Below are 24115 nucleotides of genomic sequence, written 5' to 3'. Positions count from 1 at the left end.
ATGGCATCTCCCACGTCCACGACGACCACACCGCTGGTCCGCATTCACGATCTTGCCGTCACGTTCGACGGCGTGCCGGCGCTGCGCGGCATAGACCTTCACATTGACCGTGGCGAAGCCCTGGGGCTCGTCGGCGAGTCCGGTTCGGGCAAGTCGGTGACCTGGCTTGCCGCCCTCGGCCTCTTGCCGGCCAAGGCGCGGGTGACCGGCAGTGCGACGCTCGACGGCACGGAACTGGTCGGCGCGCCCGCCGCGACCTTGGACTCGGTCCGTGGCGGCCGTATCGCGATGATCTTCCAGGATCCGGCAAGCGCGCTCAATCCGGTCTTGCCGGTCGGCCGTCAGATCGCCGAGGCGCTCGCCCTCCATACCGACCTGTCGGGGTCGAGCCTCAGGGCCGAGGCCAGGCGCCTGGTCGAGCTGGTCGGCATTCCCGACGCTGTTCGGCGGCTTGATGCCTATCCGCATGAATTCTCCGGCGGGCAGAACCAGCGCGTGATGATCGCCATGGCGCTGGCCGGACGACCCGACCTGCTGGTCGCGGACGAGCCGACGACCGCCCTTGATGTCACCATCCAGGCACAGATCCTTGACCTGCTCGGCACGGTGCGCCGCGAGTTCAACATGGCGCTGGTGCTGATCAGCCACGATCTCGGCGTCATCGCCGAGACCTGCGACCGGGTCGCCGTCATGTATGCCGGCAGGATCGTCGAGGAGGCCGGTGCCGCCACGCTGTTCGACAACGCCCGCCATCCCTATGCGCGCGGCCTCATCGGCTCGCTCCCGCCGCTGGCCGGTCCGCGCCGCCGGCTGACCTCCATTCCCGGTGTCGTCCCGGACCCGCGCAAGCTGCCTGCCGGCTGTGCCTTCGCGCCGCGTTGCGCCGTGGCGATCGCAGCCTGCGGCACGCAGGATCCGCTGCTCGAAATGCTCGATGACGTCCGCCGCGTGGCTTGCCTGCGGGCTAGCGACCTCGGCGCCGAAGAGGCCCCGATACTCCCCGGCGTGGCAGCCCCGGCAGTGACGCATCGCGAAACGGTGCCGGCATGACCGCGCCTCTCGTCGAAGCCACCTCGCTCGCCCGCATCTACCAGCGCCATCAGGGCCTGTTCGGACGTAACTCGCCGGTGCGCGCCGTGGACCAGATCAGCCTGACGGTTGCCCCGGGCGAGACGCTCGGCATTGTGGGCGAATCCGGCTCCGGCAAGTCGACGCTCGGGCGGATGATCCTCGGCCTCGAGCGGCCCGACGAGGGCACCGTGCGCTTCGACGGCCAACCGATGGCGCTGCCGGCGAGTGCCGAATGGCGTCGCAGCCGCACCCGCATGCAGATGATCTATCAGGACCCGCTCGGTGCCCTTGATCGCCGGCTCAGCGTCCTCGATCAGGTGCGAGAGCCGCTCGATATCCATCAGCGCGGCGATAAGGCCGAGCGGCCGGGCAGGGCGCTCGCCATGCTCGACCGGGTCGGCCTCTCGCAGCATCTGGCCGGCCGCTACCCGCATGAGCTGTCGGGCGGTCAGCGGCAGCGAGTCGTGCTCGCCCGCGCCCTGATGACGGAACCGGCCTTTCTCGTCTGCGACGAGCCGGTCTCGGCGCTCGACGTCTCGATCCAGGCCCAGGTGGTCAATCTTCTGATCGACCTCCAGGAGGAGTTCCGCCTCGCCATGCTGTTCATCAGCCACGACCTCCGGGTCGTGCGCCAGATCAGCCGGCGCGTGGCGGTGATGTATCTCGGCCGCTTCGTCGAGGAGGGCGATGCCGACGATCTGTTTGCCCGCCCGCTTCATCCCTATACCCAGGCCTTGGTCTCGGCGGCGCCGGCGCCCGGTGCCAAAACCCAGCGCATCATCCTGACCGGCGAGCCGCCCGATCCGTCCAGCCGGCCCCCGGGTTGTGCCTTTCATCCCCGCTGCCCGCTTGCTACCGCCCGCTGCCGCGCCGAGATCCCGGAGCGCCGGACGCTGCAGGGGGGCCGCAGCGTCGCCTGCCACCTCGTCGAAGGTGCTGTGAACCAGACCCGAGAGGCCGCCTGATGGCGCATTTCTTCGCCACCCGCCTGCTCAGGGCGCTGATCACCATTGCGCTCGTCGTCACCTTCGCCTTCGTCGTGCTGCGGCTCTCGGGCGATCCCGCGTTGATCATCCTTGGCCCGGAAGCACCGCCCGAGGCCATCGCCGCCTTCCGCACCGCCTGGGGCCTCGATGAGCCGCTCTGGAAGCAGTATTTCTCGTATTTCGGCGCGATCGCCCAGGGCGAGCTTGGCCGGTCCATGCGCGATGGCCGCTCGGCTATCGCGCTGGTTGCCGAACGCATTCCGGCGACGCTGGCACTGACGATTCCCGCCCTGCTGCTCAAGCTCGGCATCGGCATCCCCGCCGGCATCTTCGCCGCCCTCAACCGCGGTAGCCTCGCCGACCGCATGGTCATGCTGCTCTCGGTCGCCGGCTTTACCGTGCCGAGCTTTGTCCTCGGCCTGGTTCTGGTCCTGATCTTCGCGGTGCAGCTCGGTTGGTTGCCCTCAGGCGGCCAGGACAGCTGGCGCCATGCCATCCTGCCGGTGATCACGCTCGGCATCGGCGGCGCGGCGGTGCTCGCCCGCTTCACCCGCAGCGCCATGCTCGAAGTGCTGGGCCAGCCCTATGTCCGCACCGCCAGCGCCAAGGGCGTGCCGTGGCGGCGTGTCGTCATCGGCCACGCACTGCCCAATGCCACGATCCCGACGGTCACCATCATCGGCTTCATGGTCGGTTCGCTCATCGCGGGCGCGGTGGTGGTCGAGAGCGTGTTCTCGTGGCCGGGCGTCGGACGCCTGCTGGTGGTGGCGGTTGCCAACCGCGACCTCGCGGTCGTCCAGTGCATCCTGCTTCTGGTGGCGGCGACCATGGTCGTTTCGAACCTGATCGTCGATTTCCTCTACGGCTTCCTCGACCCGCGCCTGCGGCATTCCGGGGCAAGGAGCGGCGCATGACCGACCAGACCCTCGCAAACCCCGCCAGCCGCTCGCTCCTCGCGCGTTTCGCAGGCATTCCGCCACTGGTCTGGCTCGCGTTGATCTGGCTGGTCGCTACGATCGTCGTCGCGCTGCTGGCGGATTTCATCACGCCCTATACCTACACGGCGCCGAACCTGCGCAATCGCCTGGCCCCGCCGGGCCATGCACTCCACTGGCTCGGCACCGACGAACTCGGCCGTGACGTTCTGTCCCGATTGATCGTCTCGATCCGCATCTCGTTGATGATCGCCTTCGGCGCCAGCATCCTGTCGGCGACCATCGGCACCAGCCTCGGGTTCCTCGCAGCCTATTTCCGTGGCGCAGTCGAGCAGGTCGTGCTGATGCTGGCCGACTTCCAGGCCAGCATGCCGTTCCTGATCATGGCGCTGGCCGTGCTCGCCTTCTTCGGTTCGTCGCTGCCGCTGCTGATCGGGCTGATGGGCATGTTCGGCTGGGAGCGCTATGCGCGCATCGCCCGCGGCCTCGCCATCTCGGCCAGCGCCCAGGGCTATGCCTCGGCTGTGACCCAGCTCGGCGCGGCGCCGACCAGGGTCTATCTGAAGCACATCCTGCCCAACATCGCGTCCACCCTGATCGTGTCGATGACCCTGGTCTTTCCCGAAGTGATCCTGCTTGAGAGCGGCCTGTCGTTCCTCGGCCTCGGCGTGCAACCGCCGATGACCAGTCTTGGCAACATGGTCGGTTATGGGCGCGAGTACATCACCCGCGCGCCCTGGATCATGCTGGCACCGTCATTGACGATCGTGCTGACGACCCTTGCGGTCTCGATCCTCGGAGATTGGCTGCGGGACCGGCTGGACCCGACCCTGCGATAGGGCGCCCTCAGCCCGCCTTTGACCGCACGACAGCCGGCGCCGCGACATCCTCGGCGCGGGTGAGCACATAGACAATGGCGGCGACCAGGCCGAGGGCAAGCAGGGGGCCCGCAATGGATCCGGCATGGCGCGGGGCGTGAGTGACAGCCAGACGCTGGATCCGCTTCAACTGGCTCGCCGACAACGAGGCCAACATGTCCGGTGTGATGCCATAGGCGCGAAGCCGCCGCTCGACAGCGTCGATCGTATCGGCGGGCGCGCTGCGGAAATCGCGGGCATAGCTCATGGCAGTCCGGCCGACATCAGAGGCGGCTTCGTTGCCGCGGTGCATGGCGTCGCTGAAATAGTCCCGGGCAGCGTCGGCCTGGTGCTGAAAGAAGGTCGAAAGCGTCCGCAGCATGATCTGCTCCATCGTGTCGTGATCTGGTTCGAAGACTGAACGCGCAGTCCGGGCAGACGTTCCCTCGGCCACAGCTCATGACCTCTCGCGGGAAAACGGTGGTCAGGCGGTGCCGGGCGACGGGGTGTGCAGAAGCAAAGCCAAGGTTGCCAGCAAATGGCGCAGGACGAAGGGTTTGGAGAGCAGGATGCTGCCGGCAACGCCCATTGTCGCCCAGTCGTTTCCGGATGCCCCGGTCATGTAGATCACGGGCAGGCCCGGCCTGGCGCGGCGCGCGGCGCGCGCGACATCCCAGCCACTCAGCCGCTCGCGGCCCAGGTCGATGTCGGTCAGCAGCGCCTGAACGGACTGGTCACTTTCGGCCAGCGCCTTAAGCCCGGCCTCTCCGCTTGCTGCGCTTACGACTTTGAAATCCGCTTCCTCAAGCGTCTCCTGAACGAGATCGCGCAAGAGTTCCTCGTCATCCACCAGTAAAACGGTCATTTGTTCGGCTGTCATCGCATCGCCTCCTGTCGGGCTACGCGTCAGGATGCGAAAAGCCTCACCGATGCGGAGATTCAATTTGCGCCCATTGATGGCGCAACGATCGGCGCGCGACCCGCGCCCATTCAGCCCATTCCGGGAACATGCTCTGCGCCATGACGTTTCAGGCCTGAGGCGGACGACGAACCGCCGGCAACGCATGACGAGGAGATGGCCTGATGCCAACGGATATCCCGACAATGCCGCCCGAAGATCCGAAAGACATTCGGCCGCCAAAGCGCATTCTTCCCATCGACAACGATGTGATCCTGCCGGATGCGCGGCCGAGCGATCAGCCGGATGTCATTTTGCCGGGCGATCGCGAGGGCGATCACCAGGCGCCGCCAGCGCCGCCCTTGCCCGCCTGAAGTCTTTGGGACGACCACGATGGCATGGCCCGGAAGGTGAGATGCCCCCGGACCATGCCTGATCGTCAGTCCATCCGAACGGTCGCCACCTTGTCGCGATAATCCGCCTTGGGATCGATACCGAGCATCATCTTGATGCCCGCCAGCAAACTGGAGCCGTTCTCCCAGATTTGCCCTTCCTGCGGATCGAAACGAAGCAGGGCGAGCTTGGGATCCGCCTTGCCACCTTCATACCAGGCCGCCACGAACGTGTTCCACAGCCGATCGATCACAGCACGATCATTGTCCAGCATGATCGACCCGCTGACGCTTGCGAAAACGTCATGTCCCTTTGAAACGAACGTCAATATTGCGGGCTGCTGACCATGAAGCTTCTGGAAAAGCCCGGTCTCGCGCGAGGTGAAGAACCAGATGGGGCCGGCATTGGCGTCGCCATCCACCTGGGCGGTGAGGGGGCGTGTTTCTCCCTTTTCGCTGGCCAGGCCGACCATCACGGTCATGTCCGAGCGAAGGTGCGTCCAGAACGCGTCCTCGAGTTCCTGAGGCGTTGGCATGCGATACTCCCTGATCATCTCTGCCAGACGGAAACGGCCTGCGTCGTGGCCGGTTCCGGGAGGTGTGGGAATCAGGTGGTTGGTGCGGGCCCATCTCCCCGGAATGACCCGTCAGCGCGTCAGGCCGTAGATGAAGCCGACGACGAGCGCGATCCCGACGGCCTGGAACGGCTTGGCTGCGATCTCGGCCTTCAGCATGGTGCCGAGCTCGCCGGCGCGCGAGGCCATCACATCGGTATCGATGCCGGCGTTCTTCAACTGGGCGCGTGCCGCCTTGGCCGTATCGGCTGCGGCGTCGATCAACTTGTCCGATTCATTCTGTACGGCGGTCATGGTTCTCTCCGGTTCGGCTGAGCGCAAAGACGGGTTCTGCGTGCCCTGTTTAACCGCCGAGATTGCCCGATGTTCCGCTGGCTATTCGGTCGCTGATGGCGTGGTCATGAGGTCGAGCGGGGCGGACATCGTCCAGGTGAAGCCCGCGGTTCCGAAGTCGAGCCGAACCTCGGCATTCAGGGAGCGCCTGACCATCTGGTCGAGCAGGAACGTACCGAAGCCTGCTGCGGTCGGCTGCTGGACGTCCGGGCCGCCCATCTCCGTCCATGTCATCTGAAAGATCGCGCCGGCGCCTGCGATCGTATCGACCGACCAGCTGACATGCACGCTCCCCTCGTCCCCGGAAAGCGAGCCATGTTTCGAGGCGTTGGTGCCGAGCTCGTGGAGCGCGAGGCCGAGCGACTGAGCGGCCGCTGGAACCACGAAGACCGCCGGCCCCTGAAGATGGAGGCGAGGTGTCTCAAGCCCGATGAACGCAACCATCTGGTGCCGGATCAATTCGTCGAGGGGGACGCCTCGCCAATCCTGCGAAACGAGCAAGTCATGCGAGGCGGCGAGCCCCTGCAAACGGAGGCTGAAGCGGCGCTGGAATTCCTGTGTCGGAATGTCACCCTTGCCTGTCTGGCGTGCGATGGATTGCACCACAGCCAGGAGGTTCTTCGACCGGTGGGAGATCTCGCGCAGCAGGATCTTGATGTGCTCCTCGGATGATTTGCGCTCGGTGATGTCGGAAACGACATTGATCAGCCGAACCGCTGTGCCGTCGTCGGCCCGCTCCGTGACCTGTCCGCGTCCGGCGACCCAGATCGTCCTGCCGTCCGGCCGGACCACACGATATTCCGCGGGAAACGAGTCGATCTCGTTCGCCAGGCGGCGGTATTTCGCGATGAGATGTCGGTCGTCGGGATGGACCGCGGCCAGATACTCGTCGGCATCGCCTCCCACGATGCCGATCCGGCTGGGAAGAACGAGACCGAAGAGGGCGAGGCCCTCATCGGTCCAGTGCCGCTCACAGGTCTGGAAATGGGATTCCCAGCTGCCCATGCGCCCGACTGTCAGGGCCGCCTTGTAGCGGGCCTCACTGTCGCGCACTGTGCGCAGTGCCTTGCCGAGCTGTTGGTCCTGGTCTCTCAACCGGACCTCGGCTTGATAGCCGAGGGTGACCTCGCGAAACGCGATCCCGATGCCATCCAGTAGCGGGAATGCCCGGACTTCCAGCCATTTTCCGGGAAATGTCGGCGATTCCCCGCGAAAGGCCTGTAAAGTGCGGCTGGTCATGGCTGTTCTATAGACATCGCCGAACAGCGAGGCTTCGATCGCCGGAAACGTGCGCCACAGCTCGGTGCCGATGACCTCGTCAGGCCCTACTCCGAAGAACAGGCTCGCGGCCTCGTTCATCTGAGTGATCGTCCAGGCGCCGTCGACCGCATAAAAGCTGTCGCCGATGCCTTCGAGGATCTGCATCAGTGCAGCATCAGCCAGGGATTTCGCGTCGTCGCCCAAATTCACCCCCGACATGCGCCGCCAACTAACGCGATAGCAAGCTCATGGTTCCCGGCCTGTCACAGGAAAGTGCGGGCATACGACCAAGCCAGATCGACGGCGTAAGCGATGAACCAGTCGGAGGCCCTGAACGACCGGCTCGTCCCGAGCGAAGCCTTGTAGCGCTGGGCGGAAAGTGCTCACACAAGCCGATAGCCGACGCCCGGCTCGGTCAGGATGAAGCTGGGGTCGGCAGCGTCATCGCCTAGCTTGTCCCGAATGTGCCCGACCGCGATGCGCAGATAGTGAGCGTCCTCGACATGGGCCGGGCCCCAGATCGTCGTGAGCAACTGCTTGTGCGTGACGAGCCTGCCCTGGAAGCGGGCGAGCAGGGCCAGAACATCATATTCCTTGCGGGTCATCTTGACCTCGCGTCCGGCCAGCGACACCAGGCGGCGGGCAAGATCGATCGTTAAGTCGCCGGACACAATGACAGGCACGGGTGCCTCTGCCGAGCGCCGGTTACGCATGAGCGCTCTCAGGCGGGCCGTCAGTTCGCCGGTTGCGAAAGGCTTGGTGACATAGTCGTCGGCGCCGGCATCGAGCGCGGCAATCTTCTCAGTCTCGGCATCGCGCACCGACAGGATCAGGATCGGCACCTGCGACCATTCGCGGATCGCCGCGACGACCACCTTGCCGTCCAGGTCGGGAAGGCCGAGGTCAAGAACGATAACGTCGGGAGCAGACGTCGCCGCACGTTCGATGCCTTCCCGTCCGCGCGAGGCCTCTTCCACAGCAAAGCCGGCGCTGCCGAGAGCGATCGACAGAAAGCGGCGGATCGGCGCCTCGTCCTCGATCACCAGCACGCGGGGAGACGTCGCTTCAGTCATTGGGCATCGTCCGGTACGGCGAGATCGGTGGCAATCGGCAGGGTCAGGACGATGCTGGTGCCGTGATCGGCCGGCCCCGCATGGGCGCTGACAGTGCCACCATGGGCTTCGACCAGGCCACGAACAATCGCCAGCCCAAGGCCGGTGCCAGGCGGCGCGCCATCGCCCTTGGACGCTCGGTAGAAGAGGTCGAAGACCTTTTCGCGGTCGCCTTTGGCAATGCCCGGGCCTTCGTCGGAGACCGTGAGCGCCACGAAACCTCCAGAGACCTCCGCTGAAAGGGCTATCCGTGTCCCGGGCGGGGCATATTTCGCGGCGTTCTCGAGCACGTTCGCCAGGGCCTGCCCGATCAGGACCGGATCGACCAAGACGCGCGGAAGGTCGCGGGGAATGGTGACGATGACCTCCCGGCCGGCGGTCACGCGCGCGAGGTCGGCCCGCACGCGGCCGATAATCTCCCTGAGATCGATCGCCGCAAGGCGCGGCGCCAATGCGCCATGTCCCAGCCGCGTCATGTCCAGCAGGTTCTGCACATAGCGGTCGAGCCGGCGGGACTCGTCTAGCGCCGCGCCGATCAGTTCGCGACGGTCTTCCGGTTTCAGATGGCTGTCGATCTCGGCAAGGCTGGTCATGGCGCCGATCACGGTGACCAGCGGCGTGCGCAGGTCGTGGCTGACGGAGTTGAGCAGGGCGGATCGCAATTTTTCACTGGCTTCATTGACGCGCGCATTCTCAAGATCGTCGGCCAGGGTGAAGCGTTCGAGCGCGACCGCGACCTGATCCTCGACGGCCTCCAGGAGGCGCCGGGTATCCGGGTCGAGGGTCGCGCCGGCTTCGCGGAACCGGACACCGATGACACCGAGTGTCGTGCGTGCGGTTGCCAGAGGGACGAAGAGCCATTCCGAGGTTGGAAGGGTCGCTGTCCCTGAACCGGCCGGCTCGCCGCGTTCGAAGGCCCAGCGTGCGGCCCCCTCGGCGCGGGGGTCGAGATCATCGAGGGATGGGTGGCCCTGGACCTGTTCGAGCGCCCCATGCGCATCCGGCATCAGGATCAGCGACCGGCAATTGAGCGCAGCGGCGATATGAGCGGCCGCGGCCCACAGCACATCGTCGGACCGCGTTGCCGATGCGATCTTGCGGGCAAAGGTGAACAGTGTTTCTGTGCGCCGTTGAGAGGCACGGACGGAATCCACCTGGGCCTTCAGCCTGCTGGCCAGCGTGCCGGTAAACACGGCGCTGACCAGGAACACCAGCAGGGCCACGACCGATTCATATTGCTCGACTGCGAAGGAATAGTGCGGGGTCGTGAAGAAGAAATTGTAGGTGAGGAAACCAAGACCGGTTGCCATCAGCGCGGCGGTGAGCCCGCGGCGGAACGCGATGATCGATACGGCGAGCAGATAGACCACCGCGATAGACGCAACCGGCACCAGATGCCAGAGCGGCCAAGCAACTGCGGTGGCCGCGGTCATTGCGGCCACGGTCTCGCCGATCACACCCAGCCATTGGCGCCATTGAGGAATCGTGAGCGTTGAAAGGATCTTCTGCCGCTCGATGCGCGCATGGCGAGCGATGACCGTAACCTCGAAATCGACGGCCTGATCCAGGATGCGGTCTGCGACCGGCTCGCGCAGATAGCCGAAAGGCCAGCGCCGGCGCGGCCTCCCGATCACCAGGCGGGAGACATTGCGGCTCCGTGCAAGGCCGAGGATCTCTGCGGCGACATCGGATTCGCCGTGCAGCGTGATTGTCTCGGCGCCCAAGGCTTCAGCCAGTCGCATCGCGTCGGCTGTGGCGCCGCGTGCCTCCTGGCCCAGCGCCTCGTGACGCGGGGTTACGACAGTCGCGACGATCCAGGGAATGCGCGCGCGTTCGGCCATGCGTTTGCCGGCCCGCACCAGCGCCTTGGCGACCGGCGCCTCGTTGATGCAGACCAGCAGCCGCTCCTGCGTCGGCCAGGGCCCCTTGACCGCATTGGCCTGCATGTAGGTGAGCATTTCGTCGTCAACGCGGCTGGCCGCCGTGCGCAGCGCCAGTTCCCGGAGCGCGGTGAGGTTGCCCTTCGAAAAGAAATTGTCGAGCGCCCGGCCGATCTGGGCGGGAACATAGACCTTGCCCTCCCGCAGCCGGTTCATCAGCTCTTCCGGCGGCAGGTCGATCAGCTCGATCTCATCGGCGCGCTGCAACACCTCGTCAGGGATGGTCTCCTGCACGCGCACGCCCGTGATGCGGGCGACGACATCGTTCAGGCTCTCGATATGCTGGATGTTGAGCGTGGTCGTGACGTCGATGCCAGCTTCCAGGACCTCCAGAACATCCTGCCAGCGCTTGGGATGGCGGGAGCCGGGCGCATTGGTGTGGGCGAGTTCATCGATCAGGGCGAGCTGCGGGCGCCGTGCCAGCAGCGCGTCGATATCCATTTCCTCGAGGCGCTGCCCGCGATGATCGACGTGGTTGCGGGGCAAGACCTCCAGATCGACCAGCAGGCTCGCCGTGTCGCTGCGTCCGTGGGTTTCCACCAGGGCCACGACGACGTCGAAGCCCGCGCGCTGACGTACGCGGGCCTCCTCCAGCATGGCGTAGGTCTTGCCGACGCCTGGGGAGGCGCCGAGGAAGATCTTCAGTTTGCCGCGTCCCGGACGTCCGATGGCGTCGAGCAGGGCCTGGGGATCGGGACGGTCGGGATCGCTCGTCGGCATGGGATGATCAGGGACGCAGGGTGTCGAGCGCGAGATTGAGCGCGAGCACGTTGACGCGCGGCTCGCCCAGGAATCCAAGATTACGCTTTTCCACGTGATCTTGCACCAGTTGGGCAATGCGTTCGGCGGCGATCCCGCGTGCCGCCGCCACCCGAGGCACCTGGATCAGTGCCGAGGCCGGCGAGATTTGCGGGTCAAGTCCGGAGGCCGAAGCGGTGACCAGATCCGCCGGAGCCGGACCTTGGCCATAGACGGCGGCACGGTCACGGATGGCTTCCGCCAGCGCCTTCGAGGTCGCACCCAGATTGGAACCCGACGATGACGCCGCATTGTAGGGCGCATCGACCGTCTTTGCCGCATCGTTCGGGTCGGCGGTGGAGGTCGCCGACGGGCGGCCGTGGAAATAACGCTCGGTCGTGAAAGCCTGGCCGATCAGGTCAGAGCCGACGACCTTGCCGTTCTGAACGGTCAGCGAGCCATTGGCCTGGTAGGGCATGAGGGCCTGGGCGAGGCCGGTCATGGCGAAGGGATAGGCGAGACCGGTGAGGGCGGTGAAGATGAAGGTCAGCACGAGGGCCGGACGGATGAGCGAGAGCATGGGATAGGTCCTTTGTTCAGGCAAGCCGCAGGAGATCGACGATGATGTCGATCAGCTTGATGCCGATGAACGGGGCGATGAGGCCGCCGACGCCGTAGATCGCGAGGTTGCGCGACAGCAGCGCGGAGGCGGAGGAGGGCACGTAGCGCACGCCCTTCAGCGCGATCGGGATCAGCGCGCCGATAACCAGCGCATTGAAGATGATGGCCGACAGGATCGCCGATTGCGGCGTGCCGAGCCCCATGACGTCGAGCACCGCAAGTCCCGGATAGGCCGAGATGAACAGCGCCGGCAGGATGGCGAAATATTTCGCGACGTCATTGGCGATCGAGAAGGTGGTGAGCGCGCCGCGCGAGATCAGCAATTGCTTGCCGACCAGAACGATCTCGATGAGCTTGGTCGGATCGCTGTCGAGATCGATCAGGTTGCCGGCCTCCTTGGCGGCGGGCGTGCCGGAATTCATGGCGACGCCGACGTCGGCTTGGGCGAGGGCCGGAGCATCGTTCGAGCCGTCGCCGCACATGGCGACAAGCTTGCCCTCGGCCTGTTCCTTGCGTATCAGTTCGAGTTTGCGCTCAGGCGTGGCCTCGGCGAGGAAATCGTCGACGCCTGCCTCGGCCGCGATGGCGGCGGCGGTGAGCGGGTTGTCGCCGGTGATCATCACAGTCCGGATGCCCATGCGCCTGAGTTCGGCGAAACGCTCGCGGATGCCAGGCTTGACGATGTCCTTCAGGTGGACGACGCCGAGCGCGTGGCCGTCGCGGGCCACCACCAGCGGCGTGCCGCCGGACATGGCGATCTTGCGGACGATTGTCTCCAGGTGGCTGTCGGCCACGCCGCCGACATGGCGCTGGATCGCGTCGGAGGCACCCTTGCGGATGATGCTTCCACCGGCGAGGTCGACGCCGGACATGCGGGTTTGCGCAGTGAAGGGCACGAAGGTGGCACCAGCGGCCTTGTCACCAGCGGTCAGACCGAACTTGCGAGCAGCAAGATCGACGATCGACTTGCCCTCCGGGGTGTCGTCGGCCAGCGAGGCGAGAAACGCTGCCTCGGCCAGCGCCTGTTCCGATGTGCCCGGCACAGGTTCGAAGGCATCGGCCATGCGGTTGCCGAAGGTGATGGTGCCGGTCTTGTCGAGCAGGAGTACATCGATGTCGCCGGCGGCCTCCACAGCGCGGCCGGACTTGGCGATGACATTGGCCTTCACCAGCCGGTCCATGCCGGCAATGCCGATAGCTGAGAGGAGACCGCCAATCGTGGTGGGGATCAGCGTCACGAACAGCGCTGCGAGATAGATGACCGGGATCTCGGTCTGAGACCACGAGGCGAAGACCGGCAAGGTCACCACGACGAACAGGAAGACCAGGGTCAGGCCGGCCAGCAGGATGTCGAGGGCGATCTCGTTCGGCGTCTTCTGCCGCTTGGCACCCTCCACCATGGCGATCATGCGGTCGAGGAAGGTTTCGCCTTGGCGGGCGGTGACGCGCACAACCAGCCAGTCCGAAACCAGGCGCGTACCCCCGGTGACAGAGGACCGGTCACCGCCGGATTCGCGGATCACCGGAGCGCTCTCGCCCGTGATGGCGCTTTCATCCACCGAGGCGACGCCATCGATGATCTCACCATCGGTCGGGACCGTGTCGCCTGCTTCGACAAGGATCACGTCATCGGTGTCGACATCGTCGATGTCCTTGAAGTGCCAGAGGTCGCGGCGGGCGGGATCGACCAGGACCTTGGCCTGGGCATTGGAGCGCGTGGCGCGGAACGCATCGGCGCGCGCCTTGCCGCGGCCTTCGGCAACGGCCTCGGCGAAATTGGCGAACAGGACGGTGAACCAGAGCCAGATGGCGATCTGGATGCCGATACCGGCACCGGCCGAGCCGCCTGCGAGGTCGCGCAGCGCCAGGATGCTGGCCAGCACCGCGACAAGGCCGGTGACGCAGATGACGGGATTGCGGACGAGACTGCGGGGATCAAGCTTGCGGAAGGCCTGGATGGCCGCCGCCTTCAGGATGGCCGGCTCGAACAGGCGGATATCGCCCGTGATCGAACTGGAGGTGATCGGAAGATCGGTCAATGGCTTGTTCATGGGACAGACTTTCAGAAGGTCCGGCCAGCGATCATCGAGACATGCTCGGCGATCGGACCAAGGGCCAGGACGGGCAGGAAGGTGAGGGCGCCGACGACGAGGATCGTGACGACCAGCAGGATGACGAAGACCGGACCGTGGGTCGGGAAGGTGCCGGCCGAGGGCGCGGCCGCCTTCTTGGTCGCGAACGAGCCGGCAATCGCGAGGATCGGGATCAGGTAGCCGAACCGGCCGAGCAGCATGGCGAGGCCCAGGAAGGCATTGTGCCAGGTGACATTGGCATTGAAGCCGGCAAAGGCGGAGCCGTTGTTGCCGGTGGCCGAGGCATAGGCATAGAGCAGCTCGGAGAGGCCGTGCGGGCCGGCATCCTGGATCGAGCTCTGGGCAGCACCCGCGACCAGGGCGAGGGCTGGGAACACAAGCGCCCCGATCGGCATGATCATCAGGGTCAGGGCGGCAAGTTTCACCTCGCGGGCCTCGATCTTCTTGCCGAGATATTCCGGCGTGCGGCCAACCATAAGCCCGGCCAGGAACACGGTCAGGATGACGAACAGCAACATGCCGGTGAGGCCGACGCCGACGCCGCCATAGATGACCTCGCCGAGCTGGATATTGAGCATGGCGACAAGCCCGCCGAGCGGCGTCAGGCTGTCATGCATGGCATTGACCGAACCGTTGGAGGCAGCGGTTGTTACCACCGCCCACAGAACCGAGTTGACGATACCGAAGCGGGTCTCCTTGCCCTCCATATTGCCGGCGGCAGGATCGGCGAGGGCAGCGTGCAGCGGGTTGCCACTGCGCTCGGCGGCATAGAGGGCCGCGAAGGCGATGATCAGCACCACGCCCATGGCGGCGAACAAGGCGATGCCCTGGCGGCGGTCACCGACCATCCGGCCATAGGTGAAGCAGAAGGCCACGGGGATGGCCAGGATCGCCAGCATGGAAATGAGGTTGGAAATCGCCGTCGGGTTCTCGAAGGGATGGGCGGAATTGACGTTGAAGAAGCCGCCGCCATTGGTGCCAAGCTGTTTGATGGCGATCTGGCTTGCCACGGGACCGAGCGCGATCGTCTGCTGGCCACCTTCCAGCGTCGCGGCATTGGTCGCTGCGGCAAGCGTCTGCGGCATGCCGGTGAAGACGAAGGCCAAGGCCAGCACGATGGAGAGCGGCAGCAGGATGTAGAGGGTGGAACGGGTCAGATCGGACCAGAAATTGCCGATCGACGAGATCTGGCGACCAGCAAAGCCACGCGCGACCGCTGCCGCAGCTGCCATGCCGGTGGCGGCCGAGACAAAGTTCTGCGTCGTCAGCCCGGCCATCTGGCTGAGATGCGAGAGCGTCGTCTCGCCGCCATAGGACTGCCAGTTGGTGTTGGTGACGAAGGAAATCGCGGTGTTGAACGCGAGATGCGCAGGCACGCCGTCGAACCCTTGCGGGTTGAGCGGCAGCAGATGCTGGAAGCGCAGGATGAAGAACAGGACGAGGAAGCCCGCGGCGTTGAAGGCGATCAGCGATAGCGCGTAGCGGCTCCAGTGCTGGCCAGCATCGGCGGACACACCGGCAGGTGCCAGGATGGCGCGTTCGACAGGCGCGAGGAACCTGAGCTCGCCGGAGAACACCTTGGCCATGTAAAGGCCGAGCGGCACGGCGATGGCGACGAGAAGGGCGGCATAGAGAGCCGCCTGGATGAGATCATTCGACATGGGACGTGCTTTCAGAAGCGCTCAGGCCGCAACAACGCGACGAGCAGGTAGCCGAACGCGACAATGGCGAAGCCGAGGCCAAGAATGAGATCGGGTGTCATGGCGGCCTCAGACGCGTTCGGCCGCAGTCACGGCGATGGCCGCGAGCAGGAAGCCGGCAAGTCCGCCGGCGAGGAACAGGATATCGGTCAGCATGGGAGCCTCCGGGAGTAATGACCGGCGGAGGCTTAGGCGGCACGCGCGTAAAGGCGCGAGGCGGATGGCGGTGTTAGGCGTAAAGCGCGCGTAAAGCGCGCGCACCGGGCGCTTGAACTCAAGCCATCTGGCGTGATCAGGTTCTGGCGCGCAGGTCCTGCACGATGGCCAGCGTCACGGTCAGCACCATGAACAGCGCCGCCACGGCGAAGATCGCCGATGTCTGTCCGCTGTCGAGCAACCAGGCATAGAGCAGCGGGCCGATCAGGCCGCCAATGTTGAACCCGGTCGAGACGATGCCGAACACGATGCCCTCCGAGCCCTTCGGAGCCGCGGCACGGACCATCATGTCGCGCGATGGCGTGATGATGCCGGTCAGAAAGCCGGCCGCGCCCAGCATGACAAGGAGGCCGAGCGCCGGCGGCTGCGTCAGCGCCAGCGTCAGACTGATGATCGCGGTGAGCCCATAGGCCCCCGCTGCGACAAGGCCGTGGTGCGCGGTGCGGTCGGCGAGAGCCCCTCCGGCCAGCACGCCGATGGCACTGGCGAACAGGAAGCCCGTCAGCGCGGCATTGGCCGTCGAGAGATCTGTCCCATAGCCCATCACCAGGGCCGAGACAGAGAAGGAGGAGATGCCGCTGGTCGACAAGGCGAGCAGCACGAACATGGCCATGAGCGAGAGGACAGTGGGCGTGACCAGGGCCAGTCGCGAGACGGGACGGGCAGGCTCTGAGGCGCGCTCACCCGCGTCCGCTGCGGTGTCCGGTCGGGCGGGATCTGGATTGACGAGGATCAGCATGAGGGCACCTGCCAGCCCGATCAGACCGGCCACGGCGAAGGCGCTGGACAGGCCGGCGAAGGCCGCTGTGCCGAGCAGGAGCGGCGGCGTGATGGCCGTGCCGAGATAGCCGGCGAAGGTGTGGATCGAAAAGGCGCGGCCCATGCGCGAGCCATCGATGCCGTTCGACAGCAGCGCATAGTCGCAGGGATGATAGACGCCATTGGCCAGGCCCAGAGCCGCCATGGCGACGAGCAGGCATCCATAGGTCGGTACGATGGCGACCACGAGCAGGCTGACGCTGCCGATGATGAGGCCCGCGGTCAGCACCCGGCGGGCGCCGAAGCGATCGGTCGCAAACCCCATCGGCGTCTGCACGAGGAAGGAGACGAAGTTGTAGAGCGTGATGGCCGCGCCGAGGTCGATAAAGGAGACGCCCAGCCTGGCCGGCAGGATGGGCAACAGCGCCGGCAGCGTCATGAAGTGAATATGGCTGATCAGGTGGACGAAGGAGACCTGGCCCAGAAGCACGGCCTCGGCCTTGAGCGGGCCGGACTGAACTGGCTGTGCGGTCTGCGGACTGATCGACATGGGGGAGGCCTATGGGACTGTCAGACGGTCGCGACCGGCGTTACTGGTGATCCAACCGCGCCCGGCAGGCGGAGCGGCGGCGCGGTGAGCAGGAACCGGGATCGGCCATGGGTGCCGAGCCAGTCTGCCAGTTCGGACAGATACCAGATTTCGCCGAGCGGCACGCCGAGCTTGAACAGGCAATGCTCGTGGAGCGGCAGAGAAGCGTAGGGCGCCTCGCCCGAGGGCTCCGGGCGGTCGTCCAGATGCTCGACGGCGTAATTGTCGGCGATCAGGGCGGCCACGCCGCTGTCGCTGATCCATTGCAGCAGGCGCTCGTCGCGTCCGTCGAGGGCAGCGCCGGTGCGCTGCAGTTCCGCACCGTCGGGATTGCCGGCCATCCGGATCAGGGCATCGGAATAACCTGTCCTGAAGCAGAGGAGATCGCCGGTCTCGACTTCCACCGACTGGGTGTCGATGGCCCTCATCAGGTGATCATAGCCAATCGCGGTGCGGCCTGGGCCCCACGCCTTCAGGAGATCGACCATGACGCCGCGTCCCTGGATCGGCGTTGCCGCGAAATTCTCGATGCCGAGCGCGCGCGCCTGCATGGGATCGTCGCAGGCCATGGCCGAGCCGGACCTGTAGTCCACGGGACCGCAGACGTGCCGGTTGGCCTGATAGCCGTTGTAATAGGTCATGCGTGGCACGCCATCGCCCATGATGTCGAACCATGAGCCGACATGGGCGAAACTGTCCCACTGGGTCGAGTACTGGAGATGGATGATGGCGTAGTCGTCGCTCACCACATCGGTCAGCCGAGGATCGATCTGGGTCAGCGGGAAGTTCGAGCGATAGTTGCTGGCTGGCCCCGTCGGCATCAGCTTCGGCGGCAGTCTGCGGGGATTGACGACATTGCCGCCCGGCAGGTCGAGCGGCAGAGACAGGCAGAAGCGCAGGCCTTCACGCACCTCGCGGGCGGCGGCGCGGATGCGCTCGGGCGTCAGGAGGTTCAGCCGACCGATCTGGTCATCCATGCCGTAATCGCCCCAGGTGGAGCCCGGCGGCCGCTCAGTCCAACGCCTGTTCGTCTGCATCGCACCCTCCCGGATGTTCCTTGGCATCGCCGTTCCTGTCGCCCTGCAGCAGAGCGTCGGGCCGGTCGAACGGCCCTTGAAAGGTTGAAAGCGGCGCCGAGAGTGGCGATGCCCGGGTCTGTTGGCAAGGCGGAGCCGCCCGCATGGCTCCTGTGCTCGGCGCTTGGCCTTCGGCTCAAGCGAACTGGTCCTTTCGGGCCCCTTGGCGGGTGCCACGGGGCACTCTAGCGTCGCGGCCCGATCTCGCGATCCGCCCTGGAGCCGCCGTGCCATCCTTTCCCCCGGTTCAGTCGGTGTCGCGCGCGCTGCAATTGCTGGCCGAGGTCAATCGGCTGGGACTGGCAACCGTCGGCGAGCTGCACCGGCGCACGGGCCTGCCAAAGCCCACCATCGTGCGGCTGCTCGAAACGCTGGTCTCGACCGGCTATGTGCTGCGCGACGAGCGCATGCGCGGCTATCAGGTGACCTCCGAGGTCGGGCGGCTCAGCTCCGGCTTTCACGGCGCACCCATGGTGATCGAAGCCGCGCGCCCCTGGGCCACCGCACTCACTCGCCAGATCAAATGGCCGACGGCGGTCTGCGTTCTCGACCACGACGCCGTCATTGTCCGTTTCAGCACGATCCCCGACAGCCCGATCTCTCCGTTCCATGCCACGATCGGCCATCGGCTGAGCCTGGCTTCGCGGGCCTTGGGGCGCGCCTATCTGGTCTTCTGTCCACAAGAGGAGCGGGACATCCTGCTCAGCCTGATGCGGAGCTCGGCGGATGCCGAAAACCGCGCCCTGACGGACGAGAACCTCAACGCGCTGATCGAGGTGACGCGCCGCCGGGGCTTTGCCGAGCGCGATGGGGACGTCGAGCCGAAGACCTCCTCGACGGTGGCGGTGCCGATCATGCTGGGCGACCGGGTGCTCGCCACCTTCGGCGTCACCTATTTCCGGACGGCAGTGCCGACGCCCGAGGCCCGAGCCAAACTGGTCTTTCCGCTCAAGGAAGCGGCGGCCAATGTCGAGCGCCAGGTGCAGGCGCTGGCCCAGTCCATGGGGGCTGCGTTTCGCGATGAGAAATAGGTTGGCTTTTTGACCGGAGCCGGCAGGTCGCTGTCACAGTTGGGGCAACAGCCGCACGACAAGATGCGGCGTTGTCGGAAGGAAACGTCCCCATGTTCCACATCTCCCGCCGCAGCTTCGCCGCGTCGCTCTCAGGCCTTGCCGGTGCGCTGGCCTCGCCTTCACTCGTCCAGGCGCAGGCCTGGCCGTCGCGGGCGATCACCTTGGTCGTGCCGTTTCCGGCCGGCGCCTCCACCGACATTGTCGCGCGCCTGCTGGCAGAGAAGTTGCGCGTGGACCTCGGTCAGGGCGTCGTGGTCGAGAACAAGGTGGGTGCAGGCGGCAATCTCGCGGCGTCCAGCGTGGTGCGCGCAGCCCCCGACGGCTACACATTGTTCGTCTCATCGTCCGGGCCTTTGGTCACCAACAAGCTGCTCTACAAGTCGCTGAGCTTTGACCCCCTGGCCGATTTCGAGCCGATTGCCTTGCTCGGCGATGTCCAGCTGGTCGTCGCGACCCATCCGTCGCTACCGGTGACGTCGCTCGCCGAGCTGATTGCCTATGGCAAGGCCAATCCCGGCAAGCTTACCTTCGGCATTCCGGGGTTCGGCCTGATGGGCCATATTGCCGGCGAATTGATCCAGCGCACCGCCGGGTTCCAGATGACCACGGTGCCCTATCGCGGCTCGGCGCCGCTGACCAATGATCTCATCGCCGGCAATGTGAATGTCTCGATCGATTTCCTGCCGACCTATCTGCCGCATATCGAGAGCAAGGCGGTCCGCGGGCTGGCTGTCACCGCCGACATCCGCGCAACCCAGGCCCCGGCGGTGCCAACCCTGTCGGAAGCGGGCTTGCCGGGGATCGCCGCGACGTCCTGGTTTGGTCTTGCCGGTCCGAAGGGCTTGCCGAAGCCGATCGTCGATCGGCTCGCCCAGCTCAGCACCGCTTTCATGACCAGCGCGGAAGCCAAGGCGAGGTTCGAACCGATTGGGGTCCGCACCATCGGCCAGGGGCCGGAAGCTCTGCGGGCCGCCCAACTGGGCGAGATTGCCAAGTGGGAAGGCGTCATCCGCGCCGCAAACATCTCGCTGGAATGACCGGACGGCGCGACCGCCGTCCGGAGCCCGCAATCGTCAGTCCAGATTGAGCAGTTTCGCGGCGTGTCCGCCGATCATGGCGCGGATATCGGCCTCACCGACCTGAAGGTCGAGGAGATGGCCGACGACCTCCCGATATCCGTCGACCGGCCGGGGCGAACCGACAAGCCCAAGGTCCGAGCAGAGGACAGTGCGGTCGACGCCGGCAACCTCGATCAGATGGGCGAGCTGCTGCGGTGTGAACTTCTTCGACCGGCCCTCGACGAACATGCAGATCGAATGTTCCATATAGGCCCCAAGACCCACCAGGGTCCGGATATCGGCATCGGTACAGCCGACGATATAGGTCGGGTGGTTGATGATCATCTTCTTGACGCCGCGCGCCCGCGCCTCGTCGAAGACCAGGCAGAGTTCGGCCGCGGAAAGGTGGCCGCCGGCCAGGATGATGTCGCCTTCGGCGATCAGGTCGAGGATCTGCTTCACCGGGTCGGTGATGCGGCCATTGGCGTCGAGGGCCGAAAGCCCGATCGGATCCAGCATCTTCTGCGAGGTCTTCGGAAAGGTCTTGGCCTGTCCGGAGGTCTGCGCGTCGATATGGTGCTGGGCCGACAGGGTCGGCAGCCAGATGATCTTGGCGCCGAGCTTGATGGCATGATCGACGGCGTGCGGGTTGAAGCCACCGCTGGCATTGTTGAGGGCGAGACCTGAATAAAGCTTCAGGCCAGTCTCGGGGAACAACTTCTCCAGGATCACGGCATGGGCCGTGCCGAGATAGAAGTGGTCCTTGTAGACCAGCGCCCGGAATTTCGCGGCCGCCGCGTCGAGCATGGCCTCGTGATGGTCGAGGATCCGCGGCATGGCCGCGGGTCCGGAATGGCAGTGGAGATCGACCGCGCCGACCAGCAGGTCGCGGACCTGGTTGGCACGGCTGTCGGTTGCGCTTGTTGCAGTCATCATTCGCTCCCTCAGGCGCCGGGCATCGGATAATCGTCGGCGTTCAGCACCCAGCCGGGCTTTTCCGAGAAGTCGACGCGCGGCGGCGAGAAGATGTCGATCATCTGGTTGAAGCCCGGGAGCACGGAGCGCGAGGTGTGCACGGACGGCGGCGGGATGACGGTGAGCGAGGGCGCTGCCAGCAATTCATGCTCGTCGTCGCGCCAGATGGTCATGTCCGGCGTCCAGGGCCAGCGGATGTCGTGGACGAAGGCGCCGTCGATCACCAGCGAGCCCTGCTCGAAATCGTCGTGAAAGTGGGGTGACAGCTTGGTGATGTCGCGAAGGCCGACGCGCGGATCGAGGAAGTTCACCATCAGCGTCGTGCAGCGGAAGATGCGGCCGAAGCGGCCCTGTTCGCCCTTGATCTCGAGGCTGTAGGGGCGAACTTTCCAGCCACCCTTCGGCTCGGGCCACGGCTGGAACGGCGGCAGGTTCGGGTGCGGACTGGCATAGGACGCGGCATTCGAGCACTGGGCCGCAAGATCCGGGGCGACAGTCGAGAACAGCCGGATAATGCGGCCGCCCTTGGGCAGCGTCACGGTGGAATCGCCGGGGGGCACGAAGGCGATGGAGTAGCCCGGAATGGTGGTCGTCTCGCCGCCCCAGGTCACGGTGGCGCCGACGGCTGCGTCCGGCAGGATGATGCAATATTCGTCGACCTGGTTCTTGCGGACGAGGCTGCCACCGTCGACTACGTCGGAATAGGCGACGATGAAGTTCTGGCCGCGGGCGAGCCAGGTCTTGCCAAAGCTGCCGGTCTCCTGCGGCGGCTCGGCATAGAAGCGGGCATATTCGGCCCCGGCAAAGGCCTGGACGGGCTTCGCCTTGGCTGGAGCTGCGGCGGCGAGCGCGGCGCGCGGGTCGGTTGCGTGATACATGGACGGGTCTCCCTGCAGTGTTTTTCGCTTGGTGCTTGGCGGGTCAGGCTGGCTTGCGCAGCGGCGCGAAGTCGGTGAGCGTCTGTGCCGCGGCCTTCTTCATCAGCCCCTGGTCGGACGAGACGATGAAGGCGCTGGCGCCGCGGCTGGCGAAGTCCGAGGCCTCCGCATAGCCATCGGTCATGACGCAGACGGGTTTTCCGGCCTTCTCGGCGGCGGCGAGGATGGTGTTGACTGCATCGCGGATGACGGGTGCGTCACGGGTCGGCGCACCGAAGGCAACAGTCAGGTCACCACGGCCGATGAACACGCCGTCGAGACCCTCGACCGCCATGATGGCGTCGATCCCGTCGAGCGCCGCCTTGTCCTCGATCATCGCGATAACCGTGGTGGCGTCGTCCGACGCCGCGACATGGTCCCACATCTTGAGCGTGCCATAGCCGCCGGCGCGCGCGGAGGCGGAGAAGCCCCTGGAACCGCCGCGATAGCGACATGCCGCCACGACATCGCGGGCCTTGGCCGCGCTGGCGACATGGGGCACCAGCACACCGACCGCGCCGCAATCGAGCACGGAGAGGATGCCCTCGGCTGAGGCCGATGGCACCCGGACGATGCCGGCCGTGCCAGCCGCACGCGCCGCCAGAAGCGCGATATCCGTCGCCATGCGGTCGAAGGGCGCGTGCTCCTCGTCGATCACCACGAAGTCGAAGCCAAGGCCGCCGACGATCTCGATCGCGTGGCTGGTCGGTGTCTTGATGAAGGTGCCGACCAGGGTTTCGCGGGCGGCAAAGCGGCTGCGGAATGCGGTCGGGTGCGGGCGGGCAAGGGTCATGGCAGGCTCGGGTCAGCAACGGGAGCGGCACTTTGCGCGCAATCACCGAGAGCGCCTGCGGGAAGTCTGCACGTTTCACGATGCGGAACGACGGCCTGCTGCCGTCGCAGAAGCGGCAAATTGGCTATCGTCATGGCCAGTATCCGGCCGCAGAGCCGGGCTTCAGGAGGATTCCATGGTGTCGCTGCGGCGCGTTGCGCTGGTTCTCATCTCATTCGTCGGGCTGATCGCCCCTCAGCTCGCGACGGCCCAGACCTGGCCGACACGTCCGGTCACGCTGGTGGTGCCGTTCACGGCGGGCACCGCATCGGACGTGCTCGCGAGATCCTTCGCCGAGTTCGCAACGCGGGAGCTGGGGCAGCCGGTGGTCATCGACAATCGCGGCGGCGCCGGCGGCAATATCGGCGCGGCGGCCGTGGCCAAGGCAGCCCCCGATGGCCATACGATCCTGTTCGCGACGACCGGGCCTGCCGCCACCAACAAGCTGATGTATGAAAACCTGGCCTTCGATCCCGAGCGCGATTTCGCGCCGGTCGTGCTGGTCGCCAAGCTGCCGGTGATCATCGTCGCGCGGCCGAATTCGGTAGCCGATCTCGCCGAATTCGTCCGGCAGGCGAAGGCCAATCCAGGCAAACTCTCGATCGGCTTTCCGGGCAACGGCACGCTCGGTCACATTACCGGGCTGCTTCTCGCGCGGCTCGCCGGTATCGAGTTCAACGCCGTGCAATATCGCGGCAGCGGTCAGATCGTCTCCGATCTGCTCGGCGGCCATATTGATGTCGGCATCGACTCGATGGCGCCCTATGTCACCAATGTCCAGAGCGGCCAGCTGAAGGCGCTGGCCATTGCCAGTGCGCGGCGCTGGCCGGGACTGCCGGACGTGCCGACCACAGCGGAAGCCGGCCTGCCGGGCTTCGAGGCTTCGGTCTGGTATGCGCTGCTGGCACCAACGGGCACGTCGCCGCAGATTGTCGCCAGGCTCAATGCGGTCGCCAATGCCTATCTGGACAGCCCGGCGGCCAAGGAGATGTTCGGCAAGCTTGGCATGGAAGGCGCCGGCGGCACGCCGGACGCGCTGAGAACCTTCATCCAGTCGGAACTTGCCAAGTTGGGGCCGATTGTCCGGGAAGCGAATATCCGCTTCTAGG

The 24115-nt window shown here is 65.9% G+C and carries 24 protein-coding genes; 8 read left to right on the top strand and 16 right to left on the bottom strand.

Annotated elements, in window-relative coordinates:
- The 4 genes from E8L99_RS18270 to E8L99_RS18255 are packed head-to-tail and all read left to right on the top strand — an operon-like array spanning position 1 to position 3831.
- Positions 1–1050 carry an ABC transporter ATP-binding protein gene (locus E8L99_RS18270; RefSeq protein ID WP_137100893.1) on the top strand — a complete coding sequence of 350 codons (1050 nt, stop codon included), beginning with the start codon at positions 1–3 and terminating at the stop codon, positions 1048–1050.
- Entirely contained in the window at positions 1047–2036 is a 990-nt protein-coding gene (locus E8L99_RS18265; RefSeq protein WP_137100892.1) for an ABC transporter ATP-binding protein, read from the top strand. The genes E8L99_RS18270 and E8L99_RS18265 overlap by 4 nt, the downstream gene beginning before the upstream one ends.
- The gene (locus E8L99_RS18260; RefSeq protein ID WP_168201724.1) at positions 2036–2971 is read left to right on the top strand and encodes an ABC transporter permease; all 936 of its coding nucleotides are present in this window, start codon (positions 2036–2038) and stop codon (positions 2969–2971) included. The genes E8L99_RS18265 and E8L99_RS18260 overlap by 1 nt, the downstream gene beginning before the upstream one ends.
- Complete coding sequence (locus E8L99_RS18255; RefSeq protein WP_137100891.1) at positions 2968–3831, top strand: ABC transporter permease; 864 nt, start codon at positions 2968–2970, stop codon at positions 3829–3831. The genes E8L99_RS18260 and E8L99_RS18255 overlap by 4 nt, the downstream gene beginning before the upstream one ends.
- Before the next feature lie 7 nt (positions 3832–3838).
- Here E8L99_RS18255 and E8L99_RS18250 read toward each other — a convergent pair whose 3' ends face one another.
- Positions 3839–4231 carry a hypothetical protein gene (locus E8L99_RS18250; RefSeq protein WP_137100890.1) on the bottom strand — a complete coding sequence of 131 codons (393 nt, stop codon included), beginning with the start codon at positions 4229–4231 and terminating at the stop codon, positions 3839–3841.
- 102 nt (positions 4232–4333) lie between these two features.
- Positions 4334–4729, bottom strand: a complete 396-nt coding sequence (locus E8L99_RS18245; RefSeq protein ID WP_252511152.1) for a response regulator — start codon at positions 4727–4729, stop codon at positions 4334–4336.
- A 224-nt stretch (positions 4730–4953) separates the two neighbouring features.
- Here E8L99_RS18245 and E8L99_RS23825 point away from each other — a divergent pair, with 224 nt between their 5' ends.
- Entirely contained in the window at positions 4954–5121 is a 168-nt protein-coding gene (locus tag E8L99_RS23825; RefSeq protein WP_168201723.1) for a hypothetical protein, read from the top strand.
- A gap of 65 nt (positions 5122–5186) precedes the next feature.
- Here E8L99_RS23825 and E8L99_RS18240 read toward each other — a convergent pair whose 3' ends face one another.
- The 11 genes from E8L99_RS18240 to E8L99_RS18190 all read right to left on the bottom strand — a co-directional run bounded on the left by E8L99_RS18240 (position 5187) and on the right by E8L99_RS18190 (position 18112).
- The gene (locus E8L99_RS18240) at positions 5187–5675 is read right to left on the bottom strand and encodes a pyridoxamine 5'-phosphate oxidase family protein (RefSeq protein ID WP_137100889.1); all 489 of its coding nucleotides are present in this window, start codon (positions 5673–5675) and stop codon (positions 5187–5189) included.
- A gap of 111 nt (positions 5676–5786) precedes the next feature.
- Positions 5787–6008 carry a hypothetical protein gene (locus tag E8L99_RS18235; RefSeq protein WP_137100888.1) on the bottom strand — a complete coding sequence of 74 codons (222 nt, stop codon included), beginning with the start codon at positions 6006–6008 and terminating at the stop codon, positions 5787–5789.
- Positions 6009–6089: 81 nt separating this feature from the next.
- A complete protein-coding gene (locus E8L99_RS18230; protein ID WP_168201722.1) occupies positions 6090–7511 on the bottom strand; it encodes a sensor histidine kinase in 1422 nt (473 codons plus the stop codon).
- A 179-nt stretch (positions 7512–7690) separates the two neighbouring features.
- A complete protein-coding gene (locus tag E8L99_RS18225; RefSeq protein ID WP_137100886.1) occupies positions 7691–8380 on the bottom strand; it encodes a response regulator in 690 nt (229 codons plus the stop codon).
- A complete protein-coding gene (locus tag E8L99_RS18220) occupies positions 8377–11079 on the bottom strand; it encodes a sensor histidine kinase (protein ID WP_137100885.1) in 2703 nt (900 codons plus the stop codon). The genes E8L99_RS18225 and E8L99_RS18220 overlap by 4 nt, the downstream gene beginning before the upstream one ends.
- 7 nt (positions 11080–11086) lie before the next feature.
- The gene (gene kdpC, locus E8L99_RS18215; protein ID WP_137100884.1) at positions 11087–11677 is read right to left on the bottom strand and encodes a potassium-transporting ATPase subunit KdpC; all 591 of its coding nucleotides are present in this window, start codon (positions 11675–11677) and stop codon (positions 11087–11089) included.
- A gap of 16 nt (positions 11678–11693) precedes the next feature.
- Positions 11694–13769: a potassium-transporting ATPase subunit KdpB gene (gene kdpB / locus E8L99_RS18210; RefSeq protein ID WP_137100883.1), complete on the bottom strand. Its 2076-nt coding sequence runs from the start codon at positions 13767–13769 to the stop codon at positions 11694–11696.
- Between the two features lie 11 nt (positions 13770–13780).
- Positions 13781–15472 (bottom strand): potassium-transporting ATPase subunit KdpA, encoded by a 1692-nt coding sequence (gene kdpA, locus E8L99_RS18205; RefSeq protein WP_137100882.1) that lies wholly within the window; start codon positions 15470–15472, stop codon positions 13781–13783.
- Positions 15473–15483: 11 nt separating this feature from the next.
- Positions 15484–15573 carry a potassium-transporting ATPase subunit F gene (locus tag E8L99_RS18200; protein WP_137100881.1) on the bottom strand — a complete coding sequence of 30 codons (90 nt, stop codon included), beginning with the start codon at positions 15571–15573 and terminating at the stop codon, positions 15484–15486.
- Between the two features lie 230 nt (positions 15574–15803).
- Positions 15804–17036 (bottom strand): MFS transporter, encoded by a 1233-nt coding sequence (locus tag E8L99_RS18195; protein ID WP_137100880.1) that lies wholly within the window; start codon positions 17034–17036, stop codon positions 15804–15806.
- Between the two features lie 20 nt (positions 17037–17056).
- Positions 17057–18112 (bottom strand): cyclase family protein, encoded by a 1056-nt coding sequence (locus E8L99_RS18190; RefSeq protein WP_137100879.1) that lies wholly within the window; start codon positions 18110–18112, stop codon positions 17057–17059.
- A gap of 266 nt (positions 18113–18378) precedes the next feature.
- Between E8L99_RS18190 and E8L99_RS18185 the strand changes: the two genes are divergently transcribed.
- Together E8L99_RS18185 and E8L99_RS18180 are read left to right on the top strand one after the other, a co-directional pair.
- A complete protein-coding gene (locus tag E8L99_RS18185; protein WP_168201721.1) occupies positions 18379–19182 on the top strand; it encodes a DNA-binding transcriptional regulator in 804 nt (267 codons plus the stop codon).
- Between the two features lie 92 nt (positions 19183–19274).
- Positions 19275–20261, top strand: coding sequence for a Bug family tripartite tricarboxylate transporter substrate binding protein (locus E8L99_RS18180; RefSeq protein ID WP_137100877.1), 987 nt, complete (start codon positions 19275–19277; stop codon positions 20259–20261).
- Between the two features lie 36 nt (positions 20262–20297).
- Here E8L99_RS18180 and E8L99_RS18175 read toward each other — a convergent pair whose 3' ends face one another.
- Genes E8L99_RS18175 through E8L99_RS18165 form a run of 3 tightly spaced genes read right to left on the bottom strand, consistent with a single transcriptional unit; the run spans position 20298 to position 22967 of the window.
- Positions 20298–21215 carry a DUF6282 family protein gene (locus tag E8L99_RS18175; RefSeq protein ID WP_252511151.1) on the bottom strand — a complete coding sequence of 306 codons (918 nt, stop codon included), beginning with the start codon at positions 21213–21215 and terminating at the stop codon, positions 20298–20300.
- Between the two features lie 11 nt (positions 21216–21226).
- Complete coding sequence (locus E8L99_RS18170) at positions 21227–22135, bottom strand: cupin domain-containing protein (RefSeq protein WP_137100875.1); 909 nt, start codon at positions 22133–22135, stop codon at positions 21227–21229.
- A 43-nt stretch (positions 22136–22178) separates the two neighbouring features.
- Positions 22179–22967 carry an HpcH/HpaI aldolase family protein gene (locus tag E8L99_RS18165; RefSeq protein ID WP_137100874.1) on the bottom strand — a complete coding sequence of 263 codons (789 nt, stop codon included), beginning with the start codon at positions 22965–22967 and terminating at the stop codon, positions 22179–22181.
- 175 nt (positions 22968–23142) lie between these two features.
- Here E8L99_RS18165 and E8L99_RS18160 point away from each other — a divergent pair, with 175 nt between their 5' ends.
- Positions 23143–24114, top strand: coding sequence for a Bug family tripartite tricarboxylate transporter substrate binding protein (locus E8L99_RS18160; RefSeq protein WP_168201720.1), 972 nt, complete (start codon positions 23143–23145; stop codon positions 24112–24114).
- The last annotated feature ends 1 nt before the right edge of the window (position 24115 follow it).

It is taken from the genome of Phreatobacter aquaticus (genome assembly GCF_005160265.1).
Classification (GTDB): Bacteria; Pseudomonadota; Alphaproteobacteria; order Rhizobiales; family Phreatobacteraceae; genus Phreatobacter; species Phreatobacter aquaticus.
Note: the sequence above shows the minus strand (reverse complement) of the source record. Positions and strands in the feature narration are given on the sequence as shown.